Genomic DNA, 25581 nt, shown 5'->3' with positions numbered 1-25581 from the left:
CGGATCGGTCGAAGTCGTCTCCGGGCGACAGTACTTCGGCCGGGCGGTGGCGGTCAGCCCACGAACTGGACGGCGTACAGCGCCCCGACGGCCGTGGCCAGGCCGCCGAGCAGCAGCCGCAGGGCCCTCTCGGGCAGGTGGGGCTGGAGCCGGGCGCCGAGGTGTCCGCCGATCAGGCCGCCGGCCCCGCACGACAGCCCGAGGAGCCAGTCGGGGGCGACGGAGCCCGTGGTGGCGAGGGAGAGCAGCGCGTAGGTGACGGCCCCGACGAGCGAGGTGACGAAGGTCGCGGCCAGGGCGGCGGGCGCGACGGCGGCCACCGGCGCCCCGCGGCCGACCAGGACGGGGCCGAGCAGGGAGCCGCCGCCGATGCCGTAGACGCCCCCGGCCACGCCGACGGTCAGGGCCAGCGCCGTCGTGGCGCGCGGCGAGGGCGGGCGGGCCGTGCGGGCGGGCGCCGGGCGCAGGGTCCGCAGCAGCAGCCACAGTCCGAGGGGGAGCAGCAGTGCGGCGATGAGGAGGCGGAAGACGCGCGGGCCGGGGACGGCGAACACGCGGATCACCGCGCCGAGGACCACGCCGGGGACGGTCCCGGCGACGAGCAGACGGGTGAGGGGCCCCTTCAGGCCGCCCGTCCGGTGGTGGCGCAGCAGGGCGCCGGGACCGGCCACGACGTTGTAGAGGAGGTTGGTGGGTGTCACCGCCGGGCTCGGCACCCCCAGCACGCTGACCTGCACGGGCAGCAGGAAGACCGCCCCGGAGATCCCCACGGGCGCGGTGACCACCGATATCAGCAGTCCGGCGGCGAACCCGAGCAGCCCTGCCGACCACGTCATGCCCGCCGCCTTCCGGAAGATCACCGCCCACCGGTCCAAGCCTCGCCCCGCGGGCGGGCCAGGTCCATGACGTTCTCGTGAACACCGCAGTCGCTGCGGACGGCGGCAGGGCGGTCGGCCCTACGGCGAGATCCAGCCGTACAGGCGCCGGTCGTGTGCGACGGCCCGGCGCGCCAACGCCGCGAGCGCGTCCAGGAACTCCGCGAGCGCCTCCGGTCCGGGCGGCGCGGCGAAGACGTCCGAGCCGCACCAGGCGCGTGCAACCGGGTCCAGCTGCTCGGGGCCGGAGACCGCGAGGGAGTCGCGGAAGGCGTCGGTGAGCGACACGCTGATCACCTCGCCGTCTCCGGCCGTCGCGATCAGCCCGCCGTGTCGGGGATCGGCCTCGACGGCCTCCGCCGACCGGCCCGTGAGGAGCACCTCGGCGGGCAGCAGCTCCACCACCGGATCCATGCCCTTCACCACGAACTGGTCGTATCCGGTGCCGGTCGGTCCGCCGCCGTCGCGCCGCACCGCCCGCTCGGCGTCATCGTAGTCGTGGGCGGCGTAGTAGCCGAAGAGAGCACCTATGCCGGCGAGCATCACACGCGGCACCGACAGCCCGTCACGGCAGCGGCAGGGCGATCCTCACCGCGTAGGCGGCGACCAGGCCGTAGCCCAGGCGGAAGGTCCAGACGCGGGCGGCGGCCGAGATGCGGGTGCCCGCGAGGGAGCCGAGCGCGACGAGGGCCTGCTGCCAGAGGAGGGAGGCGGCGCCGACGCCGACGAGGAACGCCGCCCCGGCCGGGGCGGAGCCGAGGGTGGCGCCCTGGGCGGTGGTGAGGGCGGCGAAGTAGAGGGCGGTGGTGGGGTTGACCGCGGTCAGGGCGACATAGCGGGCGAAGGCCTTGGCCGGCCGCAGGTCGGTGGCCGTGCGCGTGGTGCCCCCGGGGACGGAGTCCTGCCCGGGATCCGGCACCGGCGGGACCGCCGCCTTCGAGCGGGCTCCGGAGAGGCCGTGGGCCGCGATGGCCAGCAGGATCACGGCCGAGGCCAGCCGGACCCACGCCTCGACGGGGGCGATGTGGGAAGCCACCCAGGGGCCCAGGGCGGTGGCGAGGGCCGCGTAGCCGAGGTCGACCACGGCGATGCCCGTGGCCGCGGCCACCGCCGTCCGGCGGTGCCGCATCGCCTCCTGGAGCAGCAGCACGCTCATCGCACCCATCGGCATCGCCACGCCCAGACCGGCGGCGGCGCCCGCCAGGGCCGGCGTCATCAGTTCGCTCATACGGGCGAGGGTCGGGCCTCGCGCCCGCGCTATGGACGCGAATATCGGGTGCGACTGCGAGAATCGCGGCATGGACCGCCTCGACAGGGAAATCCTCGGCATCCTGCAGCAGGATGCGCGGATCTCGTATCGTGATCTCGGCGTACGCGTCGGCCTCAGCGCCAACGCCACCGCGGACCGGGTGCGGCGGATGCGCCGGGAGGGGGTGATCCGCGGGTTCACCGTCGTGGTGGATCCTGCCGCCGACACCGCCGGCGGTCTCGTCGTCTTCATCGACGTCACCCTGCGCCAGGACACCACCAACGAGGAGTTCGAGCGTCAGGTCGCGGGGCTGCCCGGGATCACCGAGGTCGTGCACGTGACCGGCGCGCACGACTACCTCGTACGCGCCCGGGCCGCCGACCCCGCAGCCCTCGACGGTCTGCTGCGCCGCCTGAAGCGGGAGGCCGGGGTGGCCCAGTCCAACACCCGGATCGCCCTGCGCGCGGCCGACCGCCCCGGCCGGCTCTGACGCAGTCCCGGGCCGGCCGCGCCGACGCCGTCAGAGCGCCGACTCCCACGTCAGCGTCGTGCCCCGCGCCCCCGCTTCCGTACGCCCGTCGTCGGTCACGGTCAGACGGACCCGGCCCGGGGACGACGCGTCCACCACCACCTCGATCGAGGTGACCCGGTTGCGCCGGTGCGCGGCGGCCAGGGCTCCGCGCAGGGCCGTGAGCAGGTCGCCCGCCACGGTCGGCGGGAGCAGGGCGTCCACCGCGCCCGCGAAGTGCACCGACGGCTGGAAGCCGAGCAGGACCGCCGCGCCGTCCGTCTCGCGCAGGACCCGCCCCCGGAAGGTGGTCGGGGCGTCGGTCGGCGGCTGCTGGAGGGCGAAGATGGCCGTGCGGACCTCCTGGATGGTGGAGTCGAGCTCGTCGACGGCGCGGGTGAGTTCGTCGCCGACGGTGTCCCCGGAGGGGGCGTTCTCGGCGCGCCGCCGCGTGCTCTCCAGCATCATCTCGGTGGCGAAGAGCCGCTGGACCACCAGGTCGTGCAGGTCCCGCGCGATCCGGTCGCGGTCCTCGTACACCGCGAGCTGTTCCCGGTCGTGCTGGGCGTCGGCCAGGACGAGGGCCAGTGCGGCCTGCGAGGCGAACTGCGAGGCGAGCAGCCGGTCCACCGCGTCGTACGCCGGGCCGCCCCGGGCGCGCGGCAGGGCCAGGGTGCCGATCAGCTGGCCGCCGCTCTGGAGCGGAAGCATCATGCTCGGCCCGAACCGCGTCCGCACGTGCGTGGTCATCCGCGGGTCGGTGGCCGAGTCGTCGACGAAGACGGGTTCGCCGCCCAGGAGTTGTTCCAGTACCGGCGATCCGGGGGCGATGGCCGTCCCCACGAGGTCCCCGGGATCCCCCTGGGTGGAGGCGGCCACGATCTTCATGCCGCCCTCGGGGGTCGGCTGGAGCACCACCCCGGCCGCGGCGTCGGCGAGCAGCCGGGCCCGTTCGGCCACGCACATCAGGGCGTCCGCCGCGGGACGTCCCGCCAGCAGGGTCGTGGTCACGGCGGCGGCCCCGTCGATCCAGCGTTCCCGGCGGCGCGCGGTCTCGTACAGCCTGGCGTTGCCGATCGCTATGCCGGCCTGTGCGGCCAGGACGCGCACCAGGGCGAGGTCCTCCTCGGTGAAGGGGCCGCCGCCGCGCTTCTCGGTGAGGTAGAGGTTGCCGAAGACCTCGTTGTGGACCCGGATCGGAACGCCCAGGAAGCTGTGCATGGGCGGGTGGCCGGGCGGGAAGCCGGCCGCCCGGGGGTCCTGGGTGAGGTCGTCCAGGAGCAGCGGCCGAGGGTCCCGGGCGAGGACCCCGAGCAGGCCGGAGCGGCCGTCGGGCAGGTGGGGGACGGCCGCCCGCTGCTCCTCGGTCAGGCCCGACGTGAACAGCGCGGTCACCAGGACGCGCTCGGGGTCGAGGATCCCGAGCGCGCCGTACCGGGCCGAACACAGCGTGGCCGCGGAGTCCACGATGTGCTGGAGGGTGGCGCGCAGTTCCAGTTCGGAGCCGACGCTCAGTACCGCCTCCAGCAGCACGGGGAGGCCCGCCGGGTCCTCGTCGGACCGGTCGGCGGGCCTCTCCTGCCCTGCGTCCGTCATCCGGCCAGCGGGTTGAGGACCATGGGTGCGATCTTCCCTTCGAGCATCGCGCCGAGACCCAGTACGGCGCACACGTCCGGCCGTTCGGCGATGGCGACCGGCATCCCGGTGGCGTCCCGCAGCATCTGGTCCAGGCCCGGCAGCAGGGCGCTGCCGCCCACCATCATGATCCCCCGGTCCGTCAGGTCGGCCACGAGGTCGGGCGGGCAGTCGCGCAGCACCTTGCCGATCCCGTCGAGGACGGCGGTCAGCGGGGTGTGGATGGCGTCGCGCACGGCCGCGGTGTCCACGTGGACGGAGCGTGCCAGGCCGGTGGCCACGTCACGGCCGTGGATGAGGGTGGAGGCCGGTCCCTCGGAGGTGAGGCCGTTGCCGTGCAGGGCCAGTTGGAGCGGCCGGACGGCCTGGCTGGGCAGCATCAGCTCGTGCGCGTGGCGCAGGTGCTGGACGACGGCGTGGTCGATGGCCTCGCCGCCGACGGGGATGCGCTGGGCGGTGACGATCGAGCCGAGGGAGAGGACGGCGACCTGGGTGGCCGCAGCCCCGCACACCATGATCATCGTCGCGGTCGGCTGCTCCACGGGCAGTCCGCAGCCGACGGCCGCCGCGATCAGGGTGTCGACCAGTTCGACGCGCCGCGCCCCGAGGCCGACCAGGGTCTCCACGGCGGCCCGCTGGGCGAGCGGGTCCGCGTCGTGCGGGGTGCAGGCGGCCGCCCGCAGCCGGGGCTTGCGCCGCAGGGCGCGCCGCAGCTTCTCGCCGAGGAGGTGGCGCAGCATCCGCTGGGCCATCTCGATGTCGACGACGGTGCCGCCGGAGACGGGGCGCACGACCCTGATGTAGTCGGGCGTGCGGCCGGTCATCCGCTCGGCGAAGGTGCCGACGGCGATGAGTGCGCCGGTGCGCGTGTTGACCGCGGCGACGCTGGGTTCGTCGACCACGAGGCCGGCGCCCTTGACGTACACGCGGGTCCTGGCCGCCCCCAGGTCGACGGCGACGTGGCAGCGGCGCAACTGCTCAAGACTGACGGTCACGGCAGTACCTCCCGAGAGCGCTGACGCAAGAGGACCGGCGGAAGTGCCGGTCGCTTGTCCTATCATCTCGGGCATTTCGGACTATCCGCCCGTTGGAATGCTCCGGCCGTGGGTGTGTCGCGGCTGCATGGGGGTGGATTTCTGTACCGACAGGCACCACCATGCCCGCACCGCACGCGCTACTCGCGCGTAACAAGGTAAGGGGGCACCGATGCTGACGGTACGACAGGGACTGGTCGCGCTCCTGACGCTCTGCCTGGCGCTCACGGCGTCCGCCGCGGCCCATGCCTCCGGCCGGGGCCCCGCCCCCGCCGCTGACCGGGCATCACCGCGCAGCCCGGTGGTCTTCGTGCACGGGTACAACGCCGACCCCGGCGTCTGGGGAGCACTCCGCGGCGACCTGCGCGCCGCCGGGTACACCGACGCGGAGCTGTTCTCCTTCGGCTACGACACCCACCAGTCCGTCAACGAGGTCCTCGCCGGGCGGCTCGGCGCCTACGTCGAGCAGGTCCGCCGGGAGACCGGTGCCGCCAAGGTCGACGTCGTGGCGCACTCCTTCGGCTCGCTGGTGAGCCGCTGGTACGTCAAGTTCGGCGGGGGCACGGCCACCGTCGACCACTGGGTGTCCCTGGCCGGCCCCAACCGCGGCACCTCCACCGCCTGGGCCTGCGCCCTGTGGGACCAGGCCTGCCGGGACATGACCCCCGGGTCGTACGTGGTGAAGAACCTGGGCAGCGGGGACGCCACCCCGGGTGAGGTGAAGTACGCGACCTTCTGGTCGGACTGCGACGAGGTGATCAACCCCGACGACAGCGTCCCGCTCACGGGCGCCACCAACACACCGGTCGGCTGCCTGGCGCACAACGACCTGCTCGGCGACGACGGGACCTCGGCCGGAGTGCGCGCCTTCCTCGCGTCGTAGCGCGCCCCCGGGCCGGGCGGCGGCCACTGCCGACGCGCTGCTTGGGAGGTACGGGCGGCAGTGGGGGAGGCCGCCGCGTCCTGAGGGGGAAGTGCCGATGCCGGACCGGGTCCGCTCCCGCGCCACCCACGAGCGGCCTGCGCCGCCACGGCGTTCCGTCACCCGTCTGCGCCTTACCTGCCTCTACGGCGGAGTGTGCATGGCGGCCGGGACGGCACTGCTCGCCGTCGTCCTCCTGCTCGCGCGGCAGGCCGTGAGCAGGGGCAGCGAGCCGGTCCTCGAACTGGGCCCGGAGAGCACGGTCGTCCTGGCGCCCGCCTCCTGCCCGGAGCCGGCCGGCGGCCTGCCGCCCCCCTGCCCCGGCCACCGCCGGGAGCAGCCCCGCGACCCGCTGGGGTCGTCGGCCCTGCCGGTCCTCGCCGCGCTCGGACCCCTGTCGGCCGGTGCGGGGTACGTGACGGCCGGATACGCCCTGTCGCGCGTCCGACGGATCACGCGCCCAGCCCGCGGCGCCCACCATCACGTCTGAGGGCCCACGCGCTGGAGCAGGCCGTAGGTGAACTCCGCCACGCAGGGCCGCCCCCGCGCGGTGAAGGCGAGGCGCCAGCGGGTCGGCGCGGTGCCCTCCATCGGCCGTACGGGCGCGAAGGCCCGCGCCACCTCGTCCACCGTCGCCGACCAGGGCAGCAGGTCGTCCGGCGACTCCAGTACGGGCCCCCGCGCGCCCGGGGCCCGTACGAGCCACTCGTTCCACACCGCCCCGTCCGGCGCGGCCAGCACCTCGAAGCGCAGGTCCGGCCAGAGCGGCAGCCGCCACAGCAGGGCCTCGCACTCCAGGTCGCCGATCGCGCGCTGCCCGGTGGACTCGGGCGGTCCGAGCACCGAGCGGTACCGGGCCAGCGCCCCGCGCGAGCGCGGTGAGCGGACCATCGCCTGCCAGCGCTTGTTCGCCTCCCGCTGGTCCGCGAGCGAGGCGCCCAGCCGCCGGCGGGCCTCGTCGGCGAGGTCCGGCTGGAAGTCCGCCATCCGCCGCAACAGCACCAACTGGAACGCGGCCGGCCCGAAAGAAGTCATGGAGGGAACGATTCCACACAGGATCCTTACGTTCTCGGGATCCGGATGTTGTCCCCCAGCACGTAGCCTGCGGGCGCCATGAACTATTGCCACGCCTGCCGGAGGCACCTCAACGGCGCACTGGCGTGCGCCGGATGCGGAACGCCCGCCGAGTACCTGATACCCGCCGCCCCCACTGCCGGTCCGCCCCCGCCGCCCGCGGTCGAGGGGCCCGCCGCCGATCCGCCGGCCGCCCCGGCCGACGTGTACGCGGACTCGCTCGTGGTCCTCTCCGCCCCCGAGGGACGCAGGTCCGGCGCCCGGCGCCGGGCCGCGAACCGGCGCCGCCGCCGCACCGTGGTGTCCCTCTCGCTCGGGGTGCTGCTCGCGACCGCGGGCTCCCTGATGGTGGCGGGCATGGCTGCCGACGGGGAGCGCACCGACCGGGCCTCCGACGTCGTCCTGGTGGACGACGCGCCCAGGGATCCCGCTCAGCTGTCGCAGGCACCGACGGCCGCGGTGCCCACCGGCTCCGGCAGGGCCACCGCGAAGTCCGGCGGCTCGACCACGAAGAAGTCCGGGAGCGGGGCGCCCACCGGGAGCGCAGGTCAGCCCGGCCCGACGGAGTCCGCCCCCGCCCCGACCCTGTCGGGCTCGGCGTCGGTGACCCCCGGGCGCGGGCCGTCCGTACAGGCTTCCGGCTCCGGCACGCCCTCGCAGGGCGTCACCGGCAGCACCCAGGCGCCGCCCCCGGCTCCGCCGACGCAGTCGCCCACGCCCAAGCCGACCAAGAGCTGCGTGCTCTGGATCTTCTGCTCGTAGCCCCCTGCCCGCGGTCCGGCCGGATCAGGCCAGCATCCGCTTGAGCAGGTCCCGCAGCACGGCCCGCTCCGCCGGGGACAGCCCGGCCAGGGGCTCGCGCGCGAAGTCCAGCGACTCGCGCAGCCGCTCCGCCGTCCGCAGGCCCTCCTCGGTGGGGGCGGCCAGCTTGACCCGCCGGTCGGCGGGATCCGGACGGCGCTCCACCAGGCCGCGGCCCTCCAGCCGGTCGATGATGCCCGTCACGTTCGAGGGCTCGCACCGGAGCTTCTGTGCGATGCGGCGCATGGGCGTCGGCTCCAGGGAGAGCAGGTTCAGCACCTTGGCCTGGGCGCCGGTCAGCTGATGGCTGGCTGCCGCGTGCTCGTACTCCATGTGGTACCGGCTCACGACGTCGCCGATGAGTTCGACGACCTCGACGGTCACTGGGTCTGCGCGATGACTGGGCATGGATCCAGCGTACCCATTTACTTGACAACATGAAATATCCAGGCGCATGGTTGTTTCACCTAGTGAAGCAATTCGTTCTGACCAGGAGCGCCGCAATGTCTGAGATCCCCGCCGTGAGCCGCGAGTGGCACCTCGTCCGTCGCCCGCAGGGCTGGCCCGTCGCCGAGGACTTCGCCCTGCGCGAGGTGCCCGTGTCCGCCGAGCCCGCCGCAGGCCGGATCCTCGTGCGCAACCTGCACATGTCCGTGGACCCGTACATGCGCGGCCGGATGAACGACGTGAAGTCCTACATCCCGCCCTTCCAGCTCGACCGGCCGATGGAGGGCGGCGCGGTCGGCGAGGTCGTCGCCTCCAACGCCGAGGGCTTCGCCGTCGGCGACCACGTCCTGCACGGCCTGGGCTGGCGCGAGTACGCGGACCTGGACGCCAAGCACGCCACCAAGGTCGACGCCTCCCTCGCCCCGCTCTCCACCTACCTCGGTGTCCTCGGTATGCCGGGCCTGACCGCCTACGCCGGCCTCTTCGAGGTCGCCTCCTTCAAGGAGGGCGACTCCGTCTTCGTCTCCGGCGCCGCGGGCGCGGTCGGCGGCCTCGTCGGCCAGTTCGCGAAGATCAAGGGCGCGTCCCGGGTCGTCGGCTCCGCCGGCTCGGACGAGAAGGTGACGCTCCTCACGGAGAAGTACGGCTTCGACGCCGCCTTCAACTACAAGAACGGCCCCGTCGCCGAGCAGCTGCCCGCCGCCGCCCCCGAGGGCATCGACGTCTACTTCGACAACGTCGGCGGCGACCACCTGGAGGCCGCCATCTCCTCCATGAACGTGGGAGGCCGCGCCACCCTCTGCGGTGCGATCGCCCACTACAACGACACCGAGGCCGCCCCCGGCCCGCGCAACCTGATGCAGGTCATCGGCAAGCGGCTGCGCCTGCAGGGCATCCTCGTCAACGACCACGCCGGACTCCAGCAGCAGTTCGTCCAGGACGTCGCCGGATGGCTGCGCTCCGGTGAGCTGCGCTACGACGAGACGGTCGTCGAGGGCGTCGAGAACGCCACCTCCGCCTTCCTGGGCATGCTCCGCGGAGAGAACACCGGAAAGATGATCGTTTCCTTCACCGGTTAGGCTCACCCCACAACCGTCGTGACCGTGGGCGCGAGTCGCGGCGATTACCAGGAGGAACATTCTTCATGTCCATCCAGCAGTCCGACGTCGCGTACACCGCCGTGGCCACCGCCGAGAACGGCCGCGACGGCCGAGTCGCCACGAACGACGGCCAGCTCGACGTCGTCGTGAACCCGCCCAAGGAGCTCGGCGGCAGCGGCGCCGGCACCAACCCGGAGCAGCTCTTCGCCGCCGGCTACAGCGCATGCTTCCAGGGCGCCCTGGGCGTCGTCGCCAAGAACGTGAACGCCGACATCTCCGGCTCCACGGTCACCGCCGAGGTCGGCATCGGCAAGAACGACGAGGGCTTCGGCCTGATCGTCAAGATCTCCGCCGTGATCCCGAACGTGGACGCCGCCACCGCCAAGGAGCTCATCGAGAAGGCCCACGAGGTCTGCCCGTACTCCAAGGCCACCCGCGGCAACATCACCGTCGAGCTCGCCGTCTGATCCGGCAGCCGCACAGCGAGGGCCGCACCCCGATCGGGGTGCGGCCCTCGCCGTAGACTGGCGCCATGCACGATCTTGCGGGGGGCTTCCGGTACCTGCTGGCCGGACAGCGATGGGTGTTGCGACACGGCCGGTGGCTGGGCTTCGGGCTGCTGCCCGGCCTCGTCTCGCTCGCCCTCTACGCCGGCGCCCTCATCGGGCTCGGCTACGGCGCCGACGACCTGACCGCCTGGGCGACCCCGTTCGCCGACGACTGGTCAGCCCCCTGGCTCGGCCTCTTCCGCGGCTTCCTCACCGCCCTGTTCTTCGGCTTCGGGCTCTTCCTCGCGGTGATCACCTTCACCGCGGTGACCCTGCTGATCGGCCAGCCCTTCTACGAGTCCCTCTCGGAGCAGGTCGACCGCAGCGAGGGCGGCGAGGTCCCGCAGTCGGGCCTCCCGCTCTGGCGGGAGCTGTGGATCTCCGCCCGGGACAGCCTCAAGGTGCTGGGCCGGGTGGTGCTGTACGGCATCGGGCTCTTCGCGCTCGGCTTCGTCCCGGTGATCGGCCAGACGGTCGTCCCGGTGCTCGGTTTCTGCGTCTCCGGCTACTTCCTGACCCAGGAGCTCACCTCCGTGGCCCTCCAGCGCCGCAAGATGGAGCTGCCCGAGCGGCTGGTGCTGCTGCGGTCACGGCGGCTGCTCGTGCTGGGCTTCGGAGTGCCGCTGGTGCTGGCCTTCCTGGTGCCGCTCGTCGCGGTGTTCCTGATGCCGGGCGCGGTGGCGGGGGCCACGCTGATGGCGCGCGACTTGATGCGCACCGACGACACCCCGGCCGCCGAGGCCGCACCCGCCGGCTTCGGACCGCCGCCGCCCGCGTTCTCGTAGGCGTCCCCGCGGAGCCCTACCGCTGCTTCAGCAGCAGGATGGCCCCCGCCGTGTCCTCCCCGCCGTGGGCGGCCGGGTCCGCGGTCAGCCGGCGGCGCATCAGATCCAGGTACGGGGAGATCAGCTCGGCGCTGACCTGCTGCTCCTCGGCGGTGCGCAGCAGGGTGCCGCTCGCTGCGACCTGCATGGCGAGGTTCGACACCACCCCGCTGGTGAAGTCCCGCGAGGTGAGCCGCTCGGCGGCGTTGCCGACGAAGAAGCCCATCGCACCCAGCCACTCGGACAGCAGCGGAGACAGGTCCTTCGGGGCGATGTCCTCGCCTTCGGTCAGCGCGTAGGCGTGCGAGATGCCGGCGAACAGCCCGTACATCGCGCTCAGCAGCGCCACGTCGTGCAGGGCGGCGTGCCCGGGGTCCTCCCCGACGAAGCGGGCACCGGCCGGGACCTCCAGCGTCGCGCGGTGGGTGTCGAAGAGGGCGCGCGAGCCGCTGTAGAAGACGTATCCGCCGGCCTCGGGAACGCCGATCATCGTGGGCGTGGCCATGATCCCGCCATCGGTGTACCGGGCGCCGCGGGCCTCCGCCCAGGCGGCCCGGGCCCGGGCCTCGGCCGGGGTGCCGGTGGTGAGGTCGACGAGGTCCTTGCCGGTCAGGTCGATGCCGTCCAGGGTGGAACGCACGCTGGCGTCGTCCAGGAGGCAGGTCACGACCAGCTCGTTCGCCGCGACGGCCGCCGCGGCGCTCGGGGCGGCGACGGCGCCCTCTGCGGCGAGCGGTGCGGCCTTGGCGGGGGTGCGGTTCCAGACGGTCAGGGAGTGCCCGGCGGCGAGCCAGGTGCGGGCGAGGGTGGTGCCCATGTCGCCGAGGCCGAGCAGGGTGAGCGATTTCCGCGATGTGGTGTCGGTCATGGCGTTTAGCCTGGTTGCAGGCAGTGCGGTGCTCAAGTACGCACTTCGGAGTGGGTGGTTACCCCGAGGTGAGCGAGCAGGTGGGGAGGATGTGCGATGGCGGTGACACGGAGGCCCGGTGCGGACGAGTGCGGGATCGCCGCGGCGATGTCCGTGATCGACGGCAAATGGAAGGTGTCGCTCCTGTGGACGCTGGAGCAGCGCCCGCGCCGCTTCGGCGAGCTGCGCCGGCTCGTCCCCGGCGTCTCCGAGAAGGTGCTCGCCGCCCAGCTGCGCGAGCTCGAGACCGACGGCATCGTCCACCGCGAGGTGTACGACGAAGTGCCGCCGCGCGTCGAGTACTCCCTGACCGCGCTGGGACAGGATCTGAACGCGGCCCTGGAGCCGTTGGGGCAGTGGGGTACGAAGCACCTCCTCCCGGATCCGGCCTAGCCGGCCGGAGACCGGTTGCCGGACCCCGTCCATCCCCGGCGGACCCGTAGTATGCATGGCAGCAAATGCCAAGGCTGTCTCCCACTGCCCTTGAGTCCGCCCTGGCCCGGAGCTTCGGCGGGGGGCCGGAGTCGCGCAGCGGCTTGCCGAGCCACCACCGGCCACCGGGCCGAGGACCGACCAGCAGTAGGGACACAGCAGTGACAGTCAGTACCGAGGGCACGGCGACCGTGCTGCCCCCGGGCGGACCGGCCGCGCCCGCCCGCCCGATACCGGCCGCCCGGCGTGGGATCGGCTCCCGCGGCACGCTCCTGCTCCTCGAAGCCGTCGTCGCCTTCGCCGCGGCGCTCGTGCTCCCGCTGCTGGTCCGCGGCTTCAAGCTGAACCCCCTGGACCGGATCGCGCAGGTCAGCGGCCTCGCCGCGATCCAGCTGCGGTTCGCGCTCATAGGCCTGGTCTTCATCGGTGCGGTGGCGCTGGCCGTGCGACTGCGCGGGGGCCGGCACTTCGACCTCGCCACCCGGTTCGCCTCCGCCGCCCTCGCCGGCCTGGCCAGCGGCTTCGTCGCCGCCGGAGCGGTCCTCGCCCTCCACGGGACGCCCTGGCCGATGTTCGGGCTCAACGGCGACAGCGGCCGCATCGTCGAATGGGCCCAGGCGGTGGCCAACGGCCGTCCCTCGGGCTCGCCGGTCTACCCCCCGGCCCCCCTCCACACCCTTGGCCACTACGCCGAGTGGTTCCGCGGCGGCAACACCGCGTACGCGTTCAAGGACCTCCAGATCCTCGGCGCCGCGGCGTTCGGTCCGCTGGTCTACCTGTGCTGGCGCATGCTCCTCGGCCCGGTCCGGGCCCTCGCCTTCGGCGTCGCCCCCGCCTTCGCGCTGATCGACGCGTACAAGCCGTACAGCCAGACCGTCCTCGTCGTGCTGGTCCCGGTCCTGGTGGCGATGGTGGTGTCGCTGAGCCGCAGCGGCACGCAGAGCTGGCGGCCGCTGCTGCTCAGGGGCGCGGGATTCGGCGCGCTGCTCGGCCTCATGTTCCTCACCTACTCGGGCTGGTTCCTGTGGAGCGCGGGAGGCGTGCTGTTCGCCGCGCTGCTGTACTTCCCGTGGCGGGACGGCCGGCTCGGCCGGATCAAGGGCGCGGCCTTCCTCGGCGCCTCCCTGGCGGCGTTCCTCGTGGTCGCCGGGCGCTACCTCATGGTCATGCTGACCGAGGGCCAGACGACCAAGGACTACAACTTCCGGTTCGACAACTTCACCGACCCGGCGTACTACCTCATGTGGCGCACGGACATGCCCGGCAAGGTCGGCGAGTGGCCGCTGCCCGGCGAGTACGGCGGGGTCGGGCTGTTCGCCCTGGTCACCTTCGTCGGCCTCGGCGCCGCGATCTGGCTGGGCATGCGCAAGCCGATGGTGGTCACCATCGCCGCCATGTTCATCAGCGCGTGGGTGATGCGCATGTACATCGCCTCGCACATGTACGAGACGCAGACCGTCCAGCTCTACACCCGCACGAACAACCAGCTGCTCTACTGCGGGCTGCTGCTGTGCGCGCTGGTCGTCCACCTGGTCTCGCTGCGGATGGCCGAGCGCCGCACGCAGCCCGCGGCGGACGCCGGGCCGGCGCGGACCACGGCGGGCACCGGCTTCCCCGGTCGTGAGGGCGCGGTGATCGGAGCCCTGTGCGCCCTGCTGCTCCTCCTCGGCACGGTCTCCTCCTCGATGGCCGACCGCTACATGCCGGCCAAGGAGAACACGTACCGGATCCTGCCCTGGGTGTCGCACACCATCACGGAGCGGGACGGGAGCTGCCCGAAGTACGCGCCCGGCGGCACGTGCTCCAAGGACGGCGACCAGAGCTGGCTCGGCTTCATCCGATGACCCCGGGGGACCGATGACTTCCGCACTGACACGACTCGCCGACTGGTCGGCCGGGACGCCCCGGCGGCTCTGGCTGATCTCGTTCGCGCTGTTCTTCACGCTCACGGGCTCGTGGGCGGCCGCCAGCCCCCTCGGCAGCTCCCCCGACGAGCACGCGCACTTCATCCGTGCCGCCGCCGTGGCCCGGGGCCAGATCGGCGGCACCGAGGTGATGGTCCCGCACACGGTCGCGGGCATCGAGGGGCACTTCGCCGAGACCGGCGTGCAGCTCCCCGAGTGGTACCGGAACCTGCCCGGGGTCCATGAGTGCTACTCGTGGAAGCAGCGGCAGCCCGCATCCTGCGCGCCCTCGCTCGGCAATTCCGAGAAGACCGCGCAGGCCACCACGGCAGCGGGCCGCTACCACCCCGGCTACTACCTGGTGACCGGCTGGCCGAGCCTGCTGGTCGACGGCCCCAAGGGGCTGTACCTCATGCGCTTCATGTCGGCGCTGCTCTGCTCGGCCCTGCTGGCGAGCGCGGTGGTCACGGCCGCCGAATGGCGGCGGCGCTCGCTGGCGATGCTCGGCGTGTTCGTTGCGGCCACGCCGATGACGCTCTACATGTCCGGCATGGTCAACCCCAGCGGCGGCGAGATCGCCGCCGGGATCCTGGTGTGGACGGCCCTGCTGTCGATCGTCCTGTCGCCCGACCCCGTGCTGCTCAACCGCAGACTGGCCCGGCTCGGCATCGGCGGCCTGGTGCTGATCAACATCCGGCCGCTCGGGCTGATCTGGTTCGGCGGGGCGGTCGTCTTCTGCCTGCTGCTGACGCAGCGGCGCGGGCTGCTGGGACAGGTGCTGCGCCGCAAGGCCCTGTGGCTCTGGACGGCCCTGCTGGGCCTGGCGACGGCCGGTGCGCTGCTCTGGGCGGCGAAGCACCCCGACAACTCGAAGATCGACATCCCCGACTCGCTGACCACGGGCGTGGCCGCGAAGCGGACCCTCGGCAACACCGAGGTCTACATCAAGCAGATGCTCGGCTTCTTCGGCTGGCTCGACACCCCCGCCCCGGCCTTCATGTACCTGGTGTGGATGGCGGTGCTCGCCACCGTCGTGGTGCTGGCCCTCGTCCACGGCCGGGCCCGGGACGTCGTCGCCCTGCTGGGCATGCTGGTGGCCGTCGTGATGGTGCCGGTGGTCGCGCAGGCCTCGCAGGCGGAGCGGATCGGCATGGTGTGGCAGGGCCGTTACCTGCTGCCCTTCGCCGTCGGCCTGCCGCTGATGGCCGTGGCCGTCTGCGCCACCCGCGCCCCCGACCACGGCCTGCCCTGGCGGCGGCTGGTCGGCCTCTCCGTCGTCGCCCTCGTCCTGGCCGACGTGGCGGCCTTCTACTGGACGCTGCGCCGGTTCGCCGTCGGCACCGCGGGGTCGTGGGTGGCGACCTCGGCGCACTGGGCCCCGCCCGGCGGGTGGGTCGTGTGGACCTGCCTGTACGCGGCGGCGGCCTGCGCCGTCGTGCTGCCCGCCCTGCTCCCGGACCGCAGGGACGACGCCCCGCGGTTCCCGGACCTCGCAAGTCCGCGCACGGGCCGCCGCTCGCGGGTGCCCGAGCCCGCCTGACGCATCCTGCCCGCCGCCGTCCCGCCCGGGGGCCCCGTCAGACGGCGGGGCCGATCGCGGCGGTCACCACCGACGGGGTGCGGTCGTCGGCCTCGGCGAGCAGCGCGCCGCCCGGGGCCCACACGGCCGAGCGGCCGCAGCCGGTCCACGGGCCCGCCGGGCCGACGTGGTTGGCGAGGACCACGTACAGGCCGTGCCGTTCCGCGATCCCCGGGTACACGGTGGCGCGCTCGCGGATCCCGTCGCCGGTGCCGTACAGGGAGCTCGCCAGGTGGACCCGGCAGCCGGCGGCCGCGCCCCGGCCGGGCAGTCCGGGGAAGTGGTTGTCGTAGCAGACGCCCAGCGAGAAGCGGACCCCGAGGAGCTCGAAGCACCCGTCGCCCGTGCCGGCCTCGAAGACGTCCTGCTCGTGCCGGAACAGGTGCTGCTTGCGGTACGTCGTGACGTGCGCGCCGTCCGCGCCGTGGACCAGCGTCGCGATGGCGGGCCGCGGGCCGTCGCCCGGCAGGGCCACGTTGACCGCGGTGGCGATCCCGGCGGCGCGCAGCGGGTCCAGCCGGGGGTCGTCCGCGCCGGTCCACAGACCGGGGTCGGCAGCGAGCGCGTCGAGTTCGTAGCCGGTGAGCGTGAACTCCGGGAACACCACCAGCGCGGCGCCCTGCTCACGGGCCGTCACGGCGAGCGCGGCGGCGTGCGCGGCGTTCGCGCGGACATCGGCGGGGACGCACGTCATCTGTGCGGCGGCGATCTTCACCGGTTCAGGATGCCAACCCGTCCGCGGCCTCCTTCAGCAGGGTCAGCAGGGTCGAGGCGGCGGGGGAGGGGGAGATGCCGCGCGGGGTGGCCGCGTAGACCCCGCGGCGCGGGGCGTCGTCCGGGTGCAGGGGGACGAGTACGAGGTCGGGCCGGACCGAGGAGGCGGCGAGCTCCGGGACCAGCGTGACGCCGAGCCCGGCCGCGACGAAGCCCTGCTTGGCGATCCAGTCGGCGGCGACGAAGCCCGTGCGGGGGCGGAAGCCGCTCGCCAGCGCGGAGTGCATGAGGGTCTCCTCGGGGCGGGTGCCGGCGGCGATCCAGTCCTCGTCGGCCAGTTCGGCCAGCCGCAGCCCGGTGCTCCCGGCGAGCCGGTGGCCGCCCGGCAGGGCCACGTACATCCGCTCGTCGAGCAGGTGGTGCGGGGTGCAGTCCCGGGGCGGCCGCCCCGAGGTGTCGGCGACCACGGCGAGGTCCAGCTCCCCGGCAGCGAGGAGGGCGAGGTGCTTGGCGGACGGACCCTCGGTACGGGTGACCGTGACGGCGGGGTGCCGGGCCCGGAAGGCAGCCAGTGCGCGCGGCAGCAGTGCGGCGTCCGCGGTGGAGAAGGAGCCGATCCGCAGCCGCCCCGCGCCGAGGGTGCGCAGCGCGTCGAGCTCGGCGCGGGCGGTGCGCAGGCGTTCGCCGACGGCCTCGGCGTGCGGGAGCAGGAGACGGCCGGCCTCGGTGAGGCGGACGCCGCGCGGGAGGCGGTCGAAGAGCGGGGTGCCCCACTCGTCCTCCAGGGTCTGGATCTGCCGGGAGACGGCGGACTGGGTGTACCCGAGGACGCGGGCGGCGGCCGTGAAGGACGCCAGACGGGCGACGTGCAGGAAGACCTCGTACAAGCTGTGCGGAGTCGGCATGGCGGCCATGCTAGGGATGTGCCGTGCTCATGGGCGGCCCGTCACCCGCCGTGCCGTGGCCACGGGCTGACGGTATGGATCGACCTGCATAAAATGCCTGTGTGATCTTCATTGTGGTGAAATTCCCCGTCAAGCCCGAATACGTCGACGCGTGGCCCGACAAGGTCGCGGCGTTCACCCGCGCCACCCGCGCCGAACCAGGGAACCTCTGGTTCGAGTGGTCCCGCAGCCTGGAGGAGCCGGACACCTACGTGCTGGTCGAGGCCTTCCAGGACGACGCCGCCGAAGCGCACGTCACCTCCGAGCACTTCCGTGCCGCGCTGGAGACCATGCGGCCGATGGTGACCCGTACGCCCGAGATCGTCAGCACCACCATCGAGGGCGCGACCGGCTGGAGCCGGATGGGCGAGCTCCAGGTCGACTAGACGACGACTGCGACACCTACGCTTCCGGGCCCCGCAGCAGGGTCAGGAAGGCGCGGAAAGCGGCGGGCATGTCCACGGACTCCGGGTCCAGCAGCCACTGGTACTGGAGGCCGTCCATGACCGCCGTCAGCAGCGGCGCCGCCTCCTGCGGGGTGAGACCCGACGGGAGGCGGTCGCCGAACTCCGCACGCAGCACCGCCGCCATCTCCGCGCGGACCTGGGCGTAGCGCTCGGTGAAGAACTCCCGGGCCGGGTGCCCGTCCGTGACGCTCTCGCCCAGCAGCGCCGAGAAGGTCTGCACGATGCCCGGGCGCATCGCGTTGTAGTCCACCAGCGAGGCCAGCAGGTCCAGCCGCCAGGTGCCCGCCGCCGCGCGCGAGCCGCCACCGGTGTCCCACCGGTCGCGCTCCTCCAGCACCGCGACGAGCAGCGCCTCCTTGGTCGGGAAGTAGTGCAGCAGCCCCTGCTGGGTCAGGCCCACGCGCTCCGCGACGGTACCCAGGGACGCCCCCCGGTAGCCGCGCTCCGCGATCACCTCGACGGCCGCGCGGACGATCTCCCCGCGGCGCTCCTCGCTCCTCGCCCTGGCCATCGCCATGGCACCCCTTCCGTCCACTCCCGTCGGCAGGACCGTAGGAGGACCGTACGGCATTCGAATATCACGAAAAGGTAACAAACCCTACCGTTCGACAGGTATCGAGTTCACGATGGGCGCACCGCACCGCACCGCACCGCACCGCACCGCGCAACCGCACCGCTCTCGACGAGGAGGCTCGGCCGTGACCGATGCCCATCAGGTCCGCGATCAGATCCGGGAAGACGCCGTGGAGGCGGCGCTCGACAAGCTCGACCTCGACACCAAGACCCTGCTCCTGGCGGGCCAGGACATGTGGTCCCTGCCCGCGGTCCCCGCCATCGGGCTGCGCTCCCTGGTCATGTCCGACGGCCCCATCGGGGTGCGCGGCGTGCGCTGGACCGCCGACGACCCGTCCGTCGCCCTGCCCTCCCCGACGTCCCTCGCCGCCGCCTGGGACCCGGAGCTCGCCCGCCGCGCGGGCCGGCTCCTGGCCCAGGAGGCCCGCCGCAAGGGCGTCCACGTCCTGCTCGCGCCCACCGTCAACCTGCACCGCTCGCCGCTCGGCGGCCGGCACTTCGAGTGCTACTCCGAGGACCCCTACCTCACCGGCGTCATCGGCAGCGGCTACGTCAACGGCGTCCAGGACGGCGGCGTCGGGACCACGGTCAAGCACTTCGTCGGCAACGACGCCGAGACCGACCGGTTCACCGTCGACAGCGTCATCGCCCCGCGCCCACTGCGCGAGCTGTACCTGGCCCCCTTCGAGGCCATCGTCGAGAACGCCCGCCCATGGGGCATCATGACCGCCTACAACCAGGTCAACGGCACGACGATGACCGAGCACCACCACCTGGTGAACGAGGTCCTGCGCGGGGAGTGGGGCTTCGACGGCTGCAACGTCTCCGACTGGATGGCCGCCCGCTCCACCGCCGCCGACATCCTGGGCGGCATGGACGTGGCGATGCCCGGCCCCACCACCGTCTACGGACCCGCCCTCGCCGGGGCCGTCCGAGCCGGCGAGGTTCCCGAGTCCGCCGTCGACGACGCCGTGCGCAACGTCCTGCGCCTCGCCGCCCGCGTCGGGGCCCTGGAGGGCGCCCCCGCGGTCGTCGAGACCCCGCCGGCCCCGGTCGACGGCCAGGCGCTGGCCCGCGAGCTCGCCGCCCGGGGCTTCGTCCTCGTGCGCAACGAGGACGGCGCCCTGCCGCTGGACGCCACGGCCGGCCGCACCGTCGCCCTCCTCGGGGCCGCCGCGCGCGACGCCCGGGTGCTCGGCGGCGGCAGCGCCACAGTCTTCCCCGAACGGATCGTCTCCCCGCTCGACGGACTGGCCGCGGCCCTCCCGGACGGGGCCCTCACCTACGCCGTCGGCGCCGACCCCTCCGAGGAGCCGACCCCCGCCGGCCAGGGCTTCGAACTCGTCGCCGTGTGCCGCGACGCCTCCGGTGCGGTCCTCGGCGAGGCGGCCCTGCCCACCGGCCAGGTCCAGTGGATCGGCGACGACCTGCCCGCGGGCGTCACCTACGCGACCATGGCGAGCATCGAGGTCCGCGGTACGTTCATGCCGCGCGAGAGCGGCGAGCACGCCTTCGGCACCCGCGGACTCGGCGCCTTCTCCCTCGCCGTAGGCGGACGGCCCCTGTGGAGCGGCGTCCAGGAGATGGGCGACGAGGCCGACCCCTTCGAGGCCTTCTTCGGGGCGCCCAGCGTGCGGGGCGGCGTCACCCTCACCGAGGGCGAGCCCGTCGAGGTGTCGCTGACCTACCAGGTCCCCGACACGAGCGGGCTCCCGATGCGGGCCGTCATGTTTTCGCTGCTCCACCTCGGCCCGCGGCGCGACCCCGACGAGCTGATCGCCGAGGCGGTCGCGGCCGCCCGCGCCGCCGACACCGCGGTCGTGGTCGTCGCCACCACCGAGCGCGTGGAGTCCGAGGGCTTCGACCGGAGCGACCTCGCCCTCCCGGGCCGCCAGGACGACCTGGTGCGCGCCGTGGCCGCCGTCAACCCGAACACCGTGGTCGTCGTCAACGCCGGCTCCCCGGTGGAACTCCCGTGGCGCGAGGACGTCGCATCCGTCCTGCTGACCTGGTTCCCCGGGCAGGAGGGCGGGGCCGCGCTGGCCGACGTACTGCTCGGGGAGGCGGAGCCGGGCGGGCGGCTGCCCACCACCTGGCCCGCGCGGTACGCGGACGCGCCCGTCACCGAGGTCGTGCCCACCGGCGGGCGCCTGGAGTACGGCGAGGGCCTCTTCATCGGCTACCGGGCCTACGAGCGGCACGGCGTCGTCCCCGCCTACCCCTTCGGGCACGGCCTCGGCTACACCGACTGGGCGTACGACTCCCTGGAGGCCACGGCCGACACCGTACGGGTCCGCCTCACCAACACCGGCACCCGGCCCGGCCGCGAGGTCGTCCAGGTCTACCTGGCGCCCCTGGAGGACACCGTGGAGCGGCCGGCGAGCTGGCTGGCCGCCTTCGCGAGCGTCACCGCGGGCCCCGGCGAGAGCGTCGAGACCGAGATCCCGCTGCCCGCCCGGGCCTTCGAGATCTGGGACGAGGAAGCTCGCGCCTGGCGGCGGATCGGCGGCGCCTACGAGGTCCGCGCGAGCCACGCGCACGGCGACACCCGGCTGACGGCCACACTCGACATCGCGTGACACACCGTATGGCCGGAAATCACCCCTGAAAGGCGGTCCGGGGGCGGGACCTGACACCCGCCCCCGGACCCTCCGCGCGCGGCGGCGTCAACGCGGCGGTTCGGCGGCCGTCACCTGGCGGTGCGCCAGTTCCGCCAGCCGCGCCTGCCCGTCCTTGCCCGGGTGGAACCAGTCCCAGCGGCTCAACTGCTCCGCCGCGAAGGGGTACTGGAAGACTGCGCCGCCGTCGTAGCGGCACAGCGCGTCCTTCCCGCAGACCTCGCGCAGCACCTCGTTGTACTCGACCACCCGCGCCCGCACCTGCTCGCGCCGCGCCGTGGCCCCCGTGGCCAGCGACAGCGGATCGGCGAGCATCGACTGGCAGATGCCCAGCTTCCAGACCTGCCGCACCATCGGCAGGTCCTTGCCCTGTTCCCACAGCCGCTGCAGGTCGGGCACGCTGGAGACGTACACCTGGGAGGTCGGGGACGCGGCCCGCAGCTGGGCCAGGGCCTGCTCGAAACCGGACCGGAACTCCGCCACCGGAGTCATCGACGAAGCGGTGGGCCGGCAGGCGTCGTTCGAGCCCACCATCACCGTGACCAGGTCGGGCTTGTGCGCGGCGGCCGCCGTCAGCTGGCCCGGCAGGTCCGCCATCCGCGAGCCCGTCACCGCGTAGTTCCAGCTGCGCTCGGGCACCGCGGCGTCCCCGAGCAGCCGGGCGGCGAGGGAGCGGACGGAGGGGTCGTTGCCCGTGGCCCAGGAGACCTCGGGGCAGTCGGCGAGGACCGAACAGGCGTCGAATCCACGGGTGATGGAATCACCGACGGCCGCGATCGAGGTGGGCGCCGTGTTCCACCGCGGCGCCGACTGCGACCCCCGCTCGCCCCGGTCGGCCTGCCCGCCCGACTGACACCCGGTCAGGGTCCCGGCCAGCAGCGCGACCACGGCGCCCGCGCCCGCGAGAGCACGGCGCGCGCGGTGGCGGGCGGGGGTGGTGCGCATGGGAAGGACCCCTCCTTGTCGACCCCGCGTCGTCCGGGGGGTCCTGCTGAGTGAAAGCTCCGTGTTTACCGGCCTTGGAGCGACCGTACGTCACACCAGGACCCCTGGCGCACGGTAGCTTTTTCCCGTGGCGTTTCGGCCGCAGGTCCCGTAGCGCAATGTCAAATAATTTCCGTTACATTACATCACGTCACAAACTGTCCGTTTTCTGGAGTTTATTCCCGACCTCGTCCACCACTGGAGGTCCCGGTGACGACACGTGGAGTTCTGTACGTGCATTCCGCACCACGCGCGCTCTGCCCGCACGTGGAATGGGCCGTAGCGGGCGTGCTCGGGGTGCGGGTGAACCTCGACTGGATCAGGCAGCCAGCCTCCCCGGGCACCTGGAGAGCCGAGTTCTCCTGGCAGGCCGAGGCGGGCACCGCCTCGAAGCTCGCCTCCGCCCTGCGCGGTTGGCACCTGCTGCGCTTCGAGGTGACCGCGGAGCCCTGCCCGACCGCCGAGGGGGAGCGCTACAGCTCCACACCGGAGCTGGGCATCTTCCACGCCGTCACCGGTCTGCACGGCGACATCCTGATCCCGGAGGACCGGCTGCGCGCCGCGCTGGCCCGCTCCGTGCGCGGCGAGACCGACCTGGAGGCGGAGATCGCCAAACTGCTCGGCAAGCCCTGGGACGACGAACTGGAGCCCTTCCGCCACGCGGGCGAGGGCGCACCCGTCCGCTGGCTCCACCAGGTCGTCTGAGCCGGGACGTACCCCGTACACGTGGAAGGGCCCCGCACGCGACTGCCGTGCGGGGCCCTTCCACAAGGGGCCGGCTCAGACGCTGCGGAACGCCAGGGTGACGTTGTGGCCGCCGAACCCGAAGGAGTTGTTGATCGCGGAGATCGGGCCGTCGGCCGGCAGCTTGCGCGGCTCGTCCACGACGATGTCCGCGTCGATGTCGTCGTCGAGCGCGTCGACGTTGATCGTCGGCGGGGCCACGCGGTGGTACAGGGCCAGCACGGTCGCGACGGTCTCGATGCCGCCCGCGCCGCCCAGCAGGTGACCGGTCATCGACTTGGTCGCGGAGATCGCGATGTGGTCGAGGTCGTCGCCCAGGACCTTGCGCAGGGCCTTGATCTCGGCCGTGTCACCCTGCGGGGTGGACGTGGCGTGCGCGTTGACGTGGACCAGCTCGGCCGGGTCGAGACCCGTGTTGTCGAGCAGGTTCTGCACCGCGGCCGCGACACCGCGGCCGGTCGGCTCGGGCTGCGCGATGTGGTGGCTGTCCGCGGACAGACCCTGGCCCAGCACCTCGCAGTAGACCCGGGCGCCGCGCTTGGCGGCGTGCTCGGCGGACTCCAGGACGACGACGCCCGCGCCCTCGCCCAGTACGAACCCGTCACGGGCCTTGTCGTACGGACGGGAGGCAGTCTGCGGGCTCTCGTTGTTCTTCGACATCGCCATCATGTTGGCGAAGGCGGCGATCGGCAGCGGGTGGATCGCGGCCTCGGTGCCGCCCGCGACGACCACGTCGGCACGGCCGGTACGGATCATCTCGACGGCGTAGCCGATGGCCTCGGCGCCGGACGCGCAGGCGCTGACCGGGGTGTGGACGCCCGCCTGGGCGTTGACCTCGAGGCCGACGTTGGCCGAGGGGCCGTTCGGCATGAGCATGGGGACGGTGTGCGGGGAGACCCGGCGCACGCCCTTTTCCTTCAGTACGTCGTACTGGTCGAGCAGAGTGGTGACACCGCCGATGCCGGAGGCAATCACGGTGCCCAGGCGGTCGGGCGCGACGGACTCGTCCTCGCCCGCCGGGGCGGTGTAGCCGGCGTCGGCCCACGCCTCGCGGGCCGCGATGACGGCGAACTGCGCCGAGCGGTCCAGCTTGCGGGCCAGCGGCCGGGGCAGGACCTCACTGGGGTCCACGGCGACCGGGGCGGCGATCCGTACCGGGAGTTCGGCGAAGCGCTCGCCCTCCAGGGGCTTGACGCCGGAACGGCCGGCGAGCAGACCTTCCCAGGTCGAAGCGCTGTCGCCACCCAGCGGAGTGGTTGCGCCGATACCGGTGACGACCACGGTGCGATTGGTCGGGCTCACAGGAATTCTTTCTCCACGTCTCAGAGGGTGCTGAATTGTCACGGCGCCACCGCCGGGTGGCGACAAACGCTCGTCAGGCTCAGGCCTGGTGCTTCAGGATGTAGTCCGCGGCGTCGCCGACCGTCTTGAGGTTCTTGACGTCCTCGTCCGGGATCTTGACGTCGAAGCGCTCTTCGGCGGCGACGACGACCTCGACCATGGACAGCGAGTCGACGTCCAGGTCGTCGGTGAAGGACTTGTCGATCTCGACGTCCTCGACCGGGATGCCCGCGATCTCGTTGACGATCTCGGCGAGGCCCTCGACGATCTCCTGCTGCGTGGCGGCCATGTGGCGCTCCTTCTCTGGGTAACTGGGTAAGACAGACCGGGATGCGGATCCCGGCCCTAGGGGAGGGTAACGACCGTCGCGGCGTAGACGAGCCCCGCCCCGAAGCCGATGACGAGCGCGGTGTCGCCGCTCTTCGCCGCTCCGGTCGCCAGGAGCCGCTCCATGGCGAGCGGGATCGAGGCGGCCGAGGTGTTGCCGGTGGTCTCCACGTCACGGGCGACCGTGACGTGCTCCGGCAGCTTCAGAGTCTTCACCATCGAATCGATGATCCGCATGTTCGCCTGGTGCGGGATGAAGACGTCCAGGTCGTCCGCGGTGATCCCGGCGGCGTCGAGCGCCTGCTGGGCCACCTTGGCCATCTCGAAGACGGCCCAGCGGAAGACCGCCTGACCCTCCTGCGTGATGGCCGGGAACTTCTCTCCGGCGTCCCTGCCGAGGTACTCGTCCCACGGCACGGTCTGCTTGATCGTGTCGGACTTGTCACCCTCCGAACCCCACACCGTGGGGCCGATGGCCGGCTCGTCCGAGGGGCCGACGACGACGGCGCCGGCGCCGTCACCGAACAGGAAGGCCGTCGCGCGGTCCTCCAGGTCCGTGAGGTCCGAGAGCCGCTCCACGCCGATGACGAGGACGTACTCCGCGGAACCCTCCACCACCATGCCCTTGGCGAGCGTCAGGCCGTAGCCGAAACCGGCACAGCCCGCGGAGATGTCGAAGGCGGCGGGCTTCACCGCGCCGACCCGGTGCGCGATCTCGGTCGCGACGGCCGGGGTCTGCTTGAAGTGCGAGACCGTGGAGACGATCACCGCACCGATCCGCTCGGGGGCGACACCGGCGTCGGCCAGCGCCTTGCCCGAGGCCTCCACCGACATCGCGGCGACGGTCTCCTGGGGCGAGGCCCAGTGCCGGGTCGCGATGCCGGAACGGGAACGGATCCACTCGTCGGACGAGTCGATGGTCTCGAGGATGACCTCGTTGGGCACCACACGGGTCGGGCGGTAGCCGCCGACACCGAGGATGCGGGCGTAGGGGGAGCCCTTGGCCGGCTTGATCTTGGACATGCTGTGT

At 73.1% G+C, this 25581-nt stretch carries 28 protein-coding genes; 13 read left to right on the top strand and 15 right to left on the bottom strand.

The window, feature by feature from the left end:
* Positions 1 to 53 precede the first annotated feature (53 nt).
* The 3 genes from IH80_RS0103430 to IH80_RS0103420 form a co-directional block, all read right to left on the bottom strand.
* Positions 54 to 836: a sulfite exporter TauE/SafE family protein gene (locus IH80_RS0103430; protein ID WP_030957556.1), complete on the bottom strand. Its 783-nt coding sequence runs from the start codon at positions 834 to 836 to the stop codon at positions 54 to 56.
* 120 nt (positions 837 to 956) lie between these two features.
* Positions 957 to 1418: a hypothetical protein gene (locus tag IH80_RS0103425; protein WP_234432108.1), complete on the bottom strand. Its 462-nt coding sequence runs from the start codon at positions 1416 to 1418 to the stop codon at positions 957 to 959.
* 22 nt (positions 1419 to 1440) lie between these two features.
* A complete protein-coding gene (locus tag IH80_RS0103420; protein WP_051808736.1) occupies positions 1441 to 2103 on the bottom strand; it encodes a LysE family transporter in 663 nt (220 codons plus the stop codon).
* Positions 2104 to 2173: 70 nt separating this feature from the next.
* Between IH80_RS0103420 and IH80_RS0103415 the strand changes: the two genes are divergently transcribed.
* Entirely contained in the window at positions 2174 to 2614 is a 441-nt protein-coding gene (locus tag IH80_RS0103415; RefSeq protein WP_030957551.1) for an Lrp/AsnC family transcriptional regulator, read from the top strand.
* Between the two features lie 30 nt (positions 2615 to 2644).
* Here the strand turns inward: IH80_RS0103415 and IH80_RS0103410 are convergent, their stop codons facing one another.
* Positions 2645 to 4228 (bottom strand): GAF domain-containing sensor histidine kinase, encoded by a 1584-nt coding sequence (locus IH80_RS0103410; RefSeq protein WP_030957550.1) that lies wholly within the window; start codon positions 4226 to 4228, stop codon positions 2645 to 2647.
* Positions 4225 to 5262, bottom strand: a complete 1038-nt coding sequence (locus IH80_RS0103405; protein WP_030957548.1) for a rod shape-determining protein — start codon at positions 5260 to 5262, stop codon at positions 4225 to 4227. Before IH80_RS0103405 ends, IH80_RS0103410 begins: the two co-directional genes overlap by 4 nt.
* A 211-nt stretch (positions 5263 to 5473) precedes the next feature.
* Between IH80_RS0103405 and IH80_RS0103400 the strand changes: the two genes are divergently transcribed.
* Positions 5474 to 6184 carry an esterase/lipase family protein gene (locus IH80_RS0103400; protein ID WP_030957546.1) on the top strand — a complete coding sequence of 237 codons (711 nt, stop codon included), beginning with the start codon at positions 5474 to 5476 and terminating at the stop codon, positions 6182 to 6184.
* A 199-nt stretch (positions 6185 to 6383) separates the two neighbouring features.
* The gene (locus IH80_RS0103395; RefSeq protein WP_030957544.1) at positions 6384 to 6713 is read left to right on the top strand and encodes a hypothetical protein; all 330 of its coding nucleotides are present in this window, start codon (positions 6384 to 6386) and stop codon (positions 6711 to 6713) included.
* Here the strand turns inward: IH80_RS0103395 and IH80_RS0103390 are convergent.
* Entirely contained in the window at positions 6704 to 7258 is a 555-nt protein-coding gene (locus IH80_RS0103390) for a hypothetical protein (RefSeq protein WP_030957542.1), read from the bottom strand. The genes IH80_RS0103395 and IH80_RS0103390 overlap by 10 nt on opposite strands.
* A gap of 78 nt (positions 7259 to 7336) precedes the next feature.
* On the opposite strand from IH80_RS0103390, the gene IH80_RS0103385 reads away from it, so the two are divergent.
* The gene (locus IH80_RS0103385) at positions 7337 to 8059 is read left to right on the top strand and encodes an SCO2400 family protein (protein WP_030957540.1); all 723 of its coding nucleotides are present in this window, start codon (positions 7337 to 7339) and stop codon (positions 8057 to 8059) included.
* A gap of 24 nt (positions 8060 to 8083) precedes the next feature.
* On the opposite strand, the gene IH80_RS0103380 is transcribed toward IH80_RS0103385, so the two are convergent.
* Positions 8084 to 8506, bottom strand: a complete 423-nt coding sequence (locus IH80_RS0103380; RefSeq protein WP_030957539.1) for a MarR family winged helix-turn-helix transcriptional regulator — start codon at positions 8504 to 8506, stop codon at positions 8084 to 8086.
* A 95-nt stretch (positions 8507 to 8601) separates the two neighbouring features.
* Here IH80_RS0103380 and IH80_RS0103375 point away from each other — a divergent pair, with 95 nt between their 5' ends.
* The 3 genes from IH80_RS0103375 to IH80_RS0103365 all read left to right on the top strand — a co-directional run bounded on the left by IH80_RS0103375 (position 8602) and on the right by IH80_RS0103365 (position 10978).
* Positions 8602 to 9624, top strand: coding sequence for an NADP-dependent oxidoreductase (locus tag IH80_RS0103375; RefSeq protein WP_030957538.1), 1023 nt, complete (start codon positions 8602 to 8604; stop codon positions 9622 to 9624).
* A gap of 65 nt (positions 9625 to 9689) precedes the next feature.
* Positions 9690 to 10112 carry an organic hydroperoxide resistance protein gene (locus IH80_RS0103370; RefSeq protein ID WP_030657091.1) on the top strand — a complete coding sequence of 141 codons (423 nt, stop codon included), beginning with the start codon at positions 9690 to 9692 and terminating at the stop codon, positions 10110 to 10112.
* A 65-nt stretch (positions 10113 to 10177) separates the two neighbouring features.
* Positions 10178 to 10978, top strand: a complete 801-nt coding sequence (locus tag IH80_RS0103365; RefSeq protein ID WP_030957536.1) for an EI24 domain-containing protein — start codon at positions 10178 to 10180, stop codon at positions 10976 to 10978.
* Positions 10979 to 10994: 16 nt separating this feature from the next.
* On the opposite strand, the gene IH80_RS0103360 is transcribed toward IH80_RS0103365, so the two are convergent.
* On the bottom strand, positions 10995 to 11885 hold the full coding sequence (locus tag IH80_RS0103360; RefSeq protein WP_030957534.1) for an NAD(P)-dependent oxidoreductase: 891 nt from the start codon (positions 11883 to 11885) through the stop codon (positions 10995 to 10997).
* Positions 11886 to 11981: 96 nt separating this feature from the next.
* On the opposite strand from IH80_RS0103360, the gene IH80_RS0103355 reads away from it, so the two are divergent.
* From IH80_RS0103355 to IH80_RS0103345, 3 genes are all read left to right on the top strand, one after another.
* Entirely contained in the window at positions 11982 to 12317 is a 336-nt protein-coding gene (locus IH80_RS0103355; protein ID WP_030957532.1) for a winged helix-turn-helix transcriptional regulator, read from the top strand.
* Positions 12318 to 12517: 200 nt separating this feature from the next.
* Positions 12518 to 14200 (top strand): hypothetical protein, encoded by a 1683-nt coding sequence (locus IH80_RS0103350; RefSeq protein ID WP_030957530.1) that lies wholly within the window; start codon positions 12518 to 12520, stop codon positions 14198 to 14200.
* 13 nt (positions 14201 to 14213) lie between these two features.
* Positions 14214 to 15800: a DUF2142 domain-containing protein gene (locus tag IH80_RS0103345; RefSeq protein ID WP_030957528.1), complete on the top strand. Its 1587-nt coding sequence runs from the start codon at positions 14214 to 14216 to the stop codon at positions 15798 to 15800.
* Between the two features lie 37 nt (positions 15801 to 15837).
* On the opposite strand, the gene IH80_RS0103340 is transcribed toward IH80_RS0103345, so the two are convergent.
* Both IH80_RS0103340 and IH80_RS0103335 read right to left on the bottom strand, forming a co-directional pair.
* A complete protein-coding gene (locus IH80_RS0103340; protein WP_030957527.1) occupies positions 15838 to 16554 on the bottom strand; it encodes a carbon-nitrogen hydrolase family protein in 717 nt (238 codons plus the stop codon).
* Between the two features lie 4 nt (positions 16555 to 16558).
* Positions 16559 to 17467 (bottom strand): LysR family transcriptional regulator, encoded by a 909-nt coding sequence (locus tag IH80_RS0103335; protein ID WP_420708753.1) that lies wholly within the window; start codon positions 17465 to 17467, stop codon positions 16559 to 16561.
* 92 nt (positions 17468 to 17559) lie between these two features.
* Here IH80_RS0103335 and IH80_RS0103330 point away from each other — a divergent pair, with 92 nt between their 5' ends.
* Positions 17560 to 17883 (top strand): putative quinol monooxygenase, encoded by a 324-nt coding sequence (locus IH80_RS0103330; RefSeq protein WP_030957525.1) that lies wholly within the window; start codon positions 17560 to 17562, stop codon positions 17881 to 17883.
* Between the two features lie 16 nt (positions 17884 to 17899).
* Here IH80_RS0103330 and IH80_RS0103325 read toward each other — a convergent pair whose 3' ends face one another.
* Positions 17900 to 18475, bottom strand: a complete 576-nt coding sequence (locus tag IH80_RS0103325; protein WP_030957523.1) for a TetR/AcrR family transcriptional regulator — start codon at positions 18473 to 18475, stop codon at positions 17900 to 17902.
* A 115-nt stretch (positions 18476 to 18590) separates the two neighbouring features.
* On the opposite strand from IH80_RS0103325, the gene IH80_RS0103320 reads away from it, so the two are divergent.
* Entirely contained in the window at positions 18591 to 21116 is a 2526-nt protein-coding gene (locus tag IH80_RS0103320) for a glycoside hydrolase family 3 C-terminal domain-containing protein (RefSeq protein WP_078906305.1), read from the top strand.
* Positions 21117 to 21203: 87 nt separating this feature from the next.
* Here IH80_RS0103320 and IH80_RS0103315 read toward each other — a convergent pair whose 3' ends face one another.
* Positions 21204 to 22100 carry an SGNH/GDSL hydrolase family protein gene (locus IH80_RS0103315; RefSeq protein WP_030957519.1) on the bottom strand — a complete coding sequence of 299 codons (897 nt, stop codon included), beginning with the start codon at positions 22098 to 22100 and terminating at the stop codon, positions 21204 to 21206.
* A 249-nt stretch (positions 22101 to 22349) separates the two neighbouring features.
* Between IH80_RS0103315 and IH80_RS0103310 the strand changes: the two genes are divergently transcribed.
* Complete coding sequence (locus IH80_RS0103310; RefSeq protein WP_030957517.1) at positions 22350 to 22844, top strand: DUF3145 domain-containing protein; 495 nt, start codon at positions 22350 to 22352, stop codon at positions 22842 to 22844.
* A gap of 75 nt (positions 22845 to 22919) precedes the next feature.
* Here IH80_RS0103310 and fabF read toward each other — a convergent pair whose 3' ends face one another.
* The 3 genes from fabF to IH80_RS0103295 all read right to left on the bottom strand — a co-directional run bounded on the left by fabF (position 22920) and on the right by IH80_RS0103295 (position 25574).
* The gene (gene fabF / locus IH80_RS0103305) at positions 22920 to 24185 is read right to left on the bottom strand and encodes a beta-ketoacyl-ACP synthase II (RefSeq protein WP_030957516.1); all 1266 of its coding nucleotides are present in this window, start codon (positions 24183 to 24185) and stop codon (positions 22920 to 22922) included.
* A gap of 79 nt (positions 24186 to 24264) precedes the next feature.
* Positions 24265 to 24513: an acyl carrier protein gene (locus tag IH80_RS0103300; RefSeq protein WP_030657054.1), complete on the bottom strand. Its 249-nt coding sequence runs from the start codon at positions 24511 to 24513 to the stop codon at positions 24265 to 24267.
* 56 nt (positions 24514 to 24569) lie between these two features.
* Positions 24570 to 25574, bottom strand: coding sequence for a ketoacyl-ACP synthase III (locus IH80_RS0103295; protein ID WP_030957515.1), 1005 nt, complete (start codon positions 25572 to 25574; stop codon positions 24570 to 24572).
* Positions 25575 to 25581: the final 7 nt, after the last annotated feature.

Source organism: Streptomyces sp. NRRL S-378 (assembly GCF_000720645.1).
Classification (GTDB): Bacteria; Actinomycetota; Actinomycetes; order Streptomycetales; family Streptomycetaceae; genus Streptomyces.
This window is presented reverse-complemented; position numbering and strand designations above follow the sequence as displayed.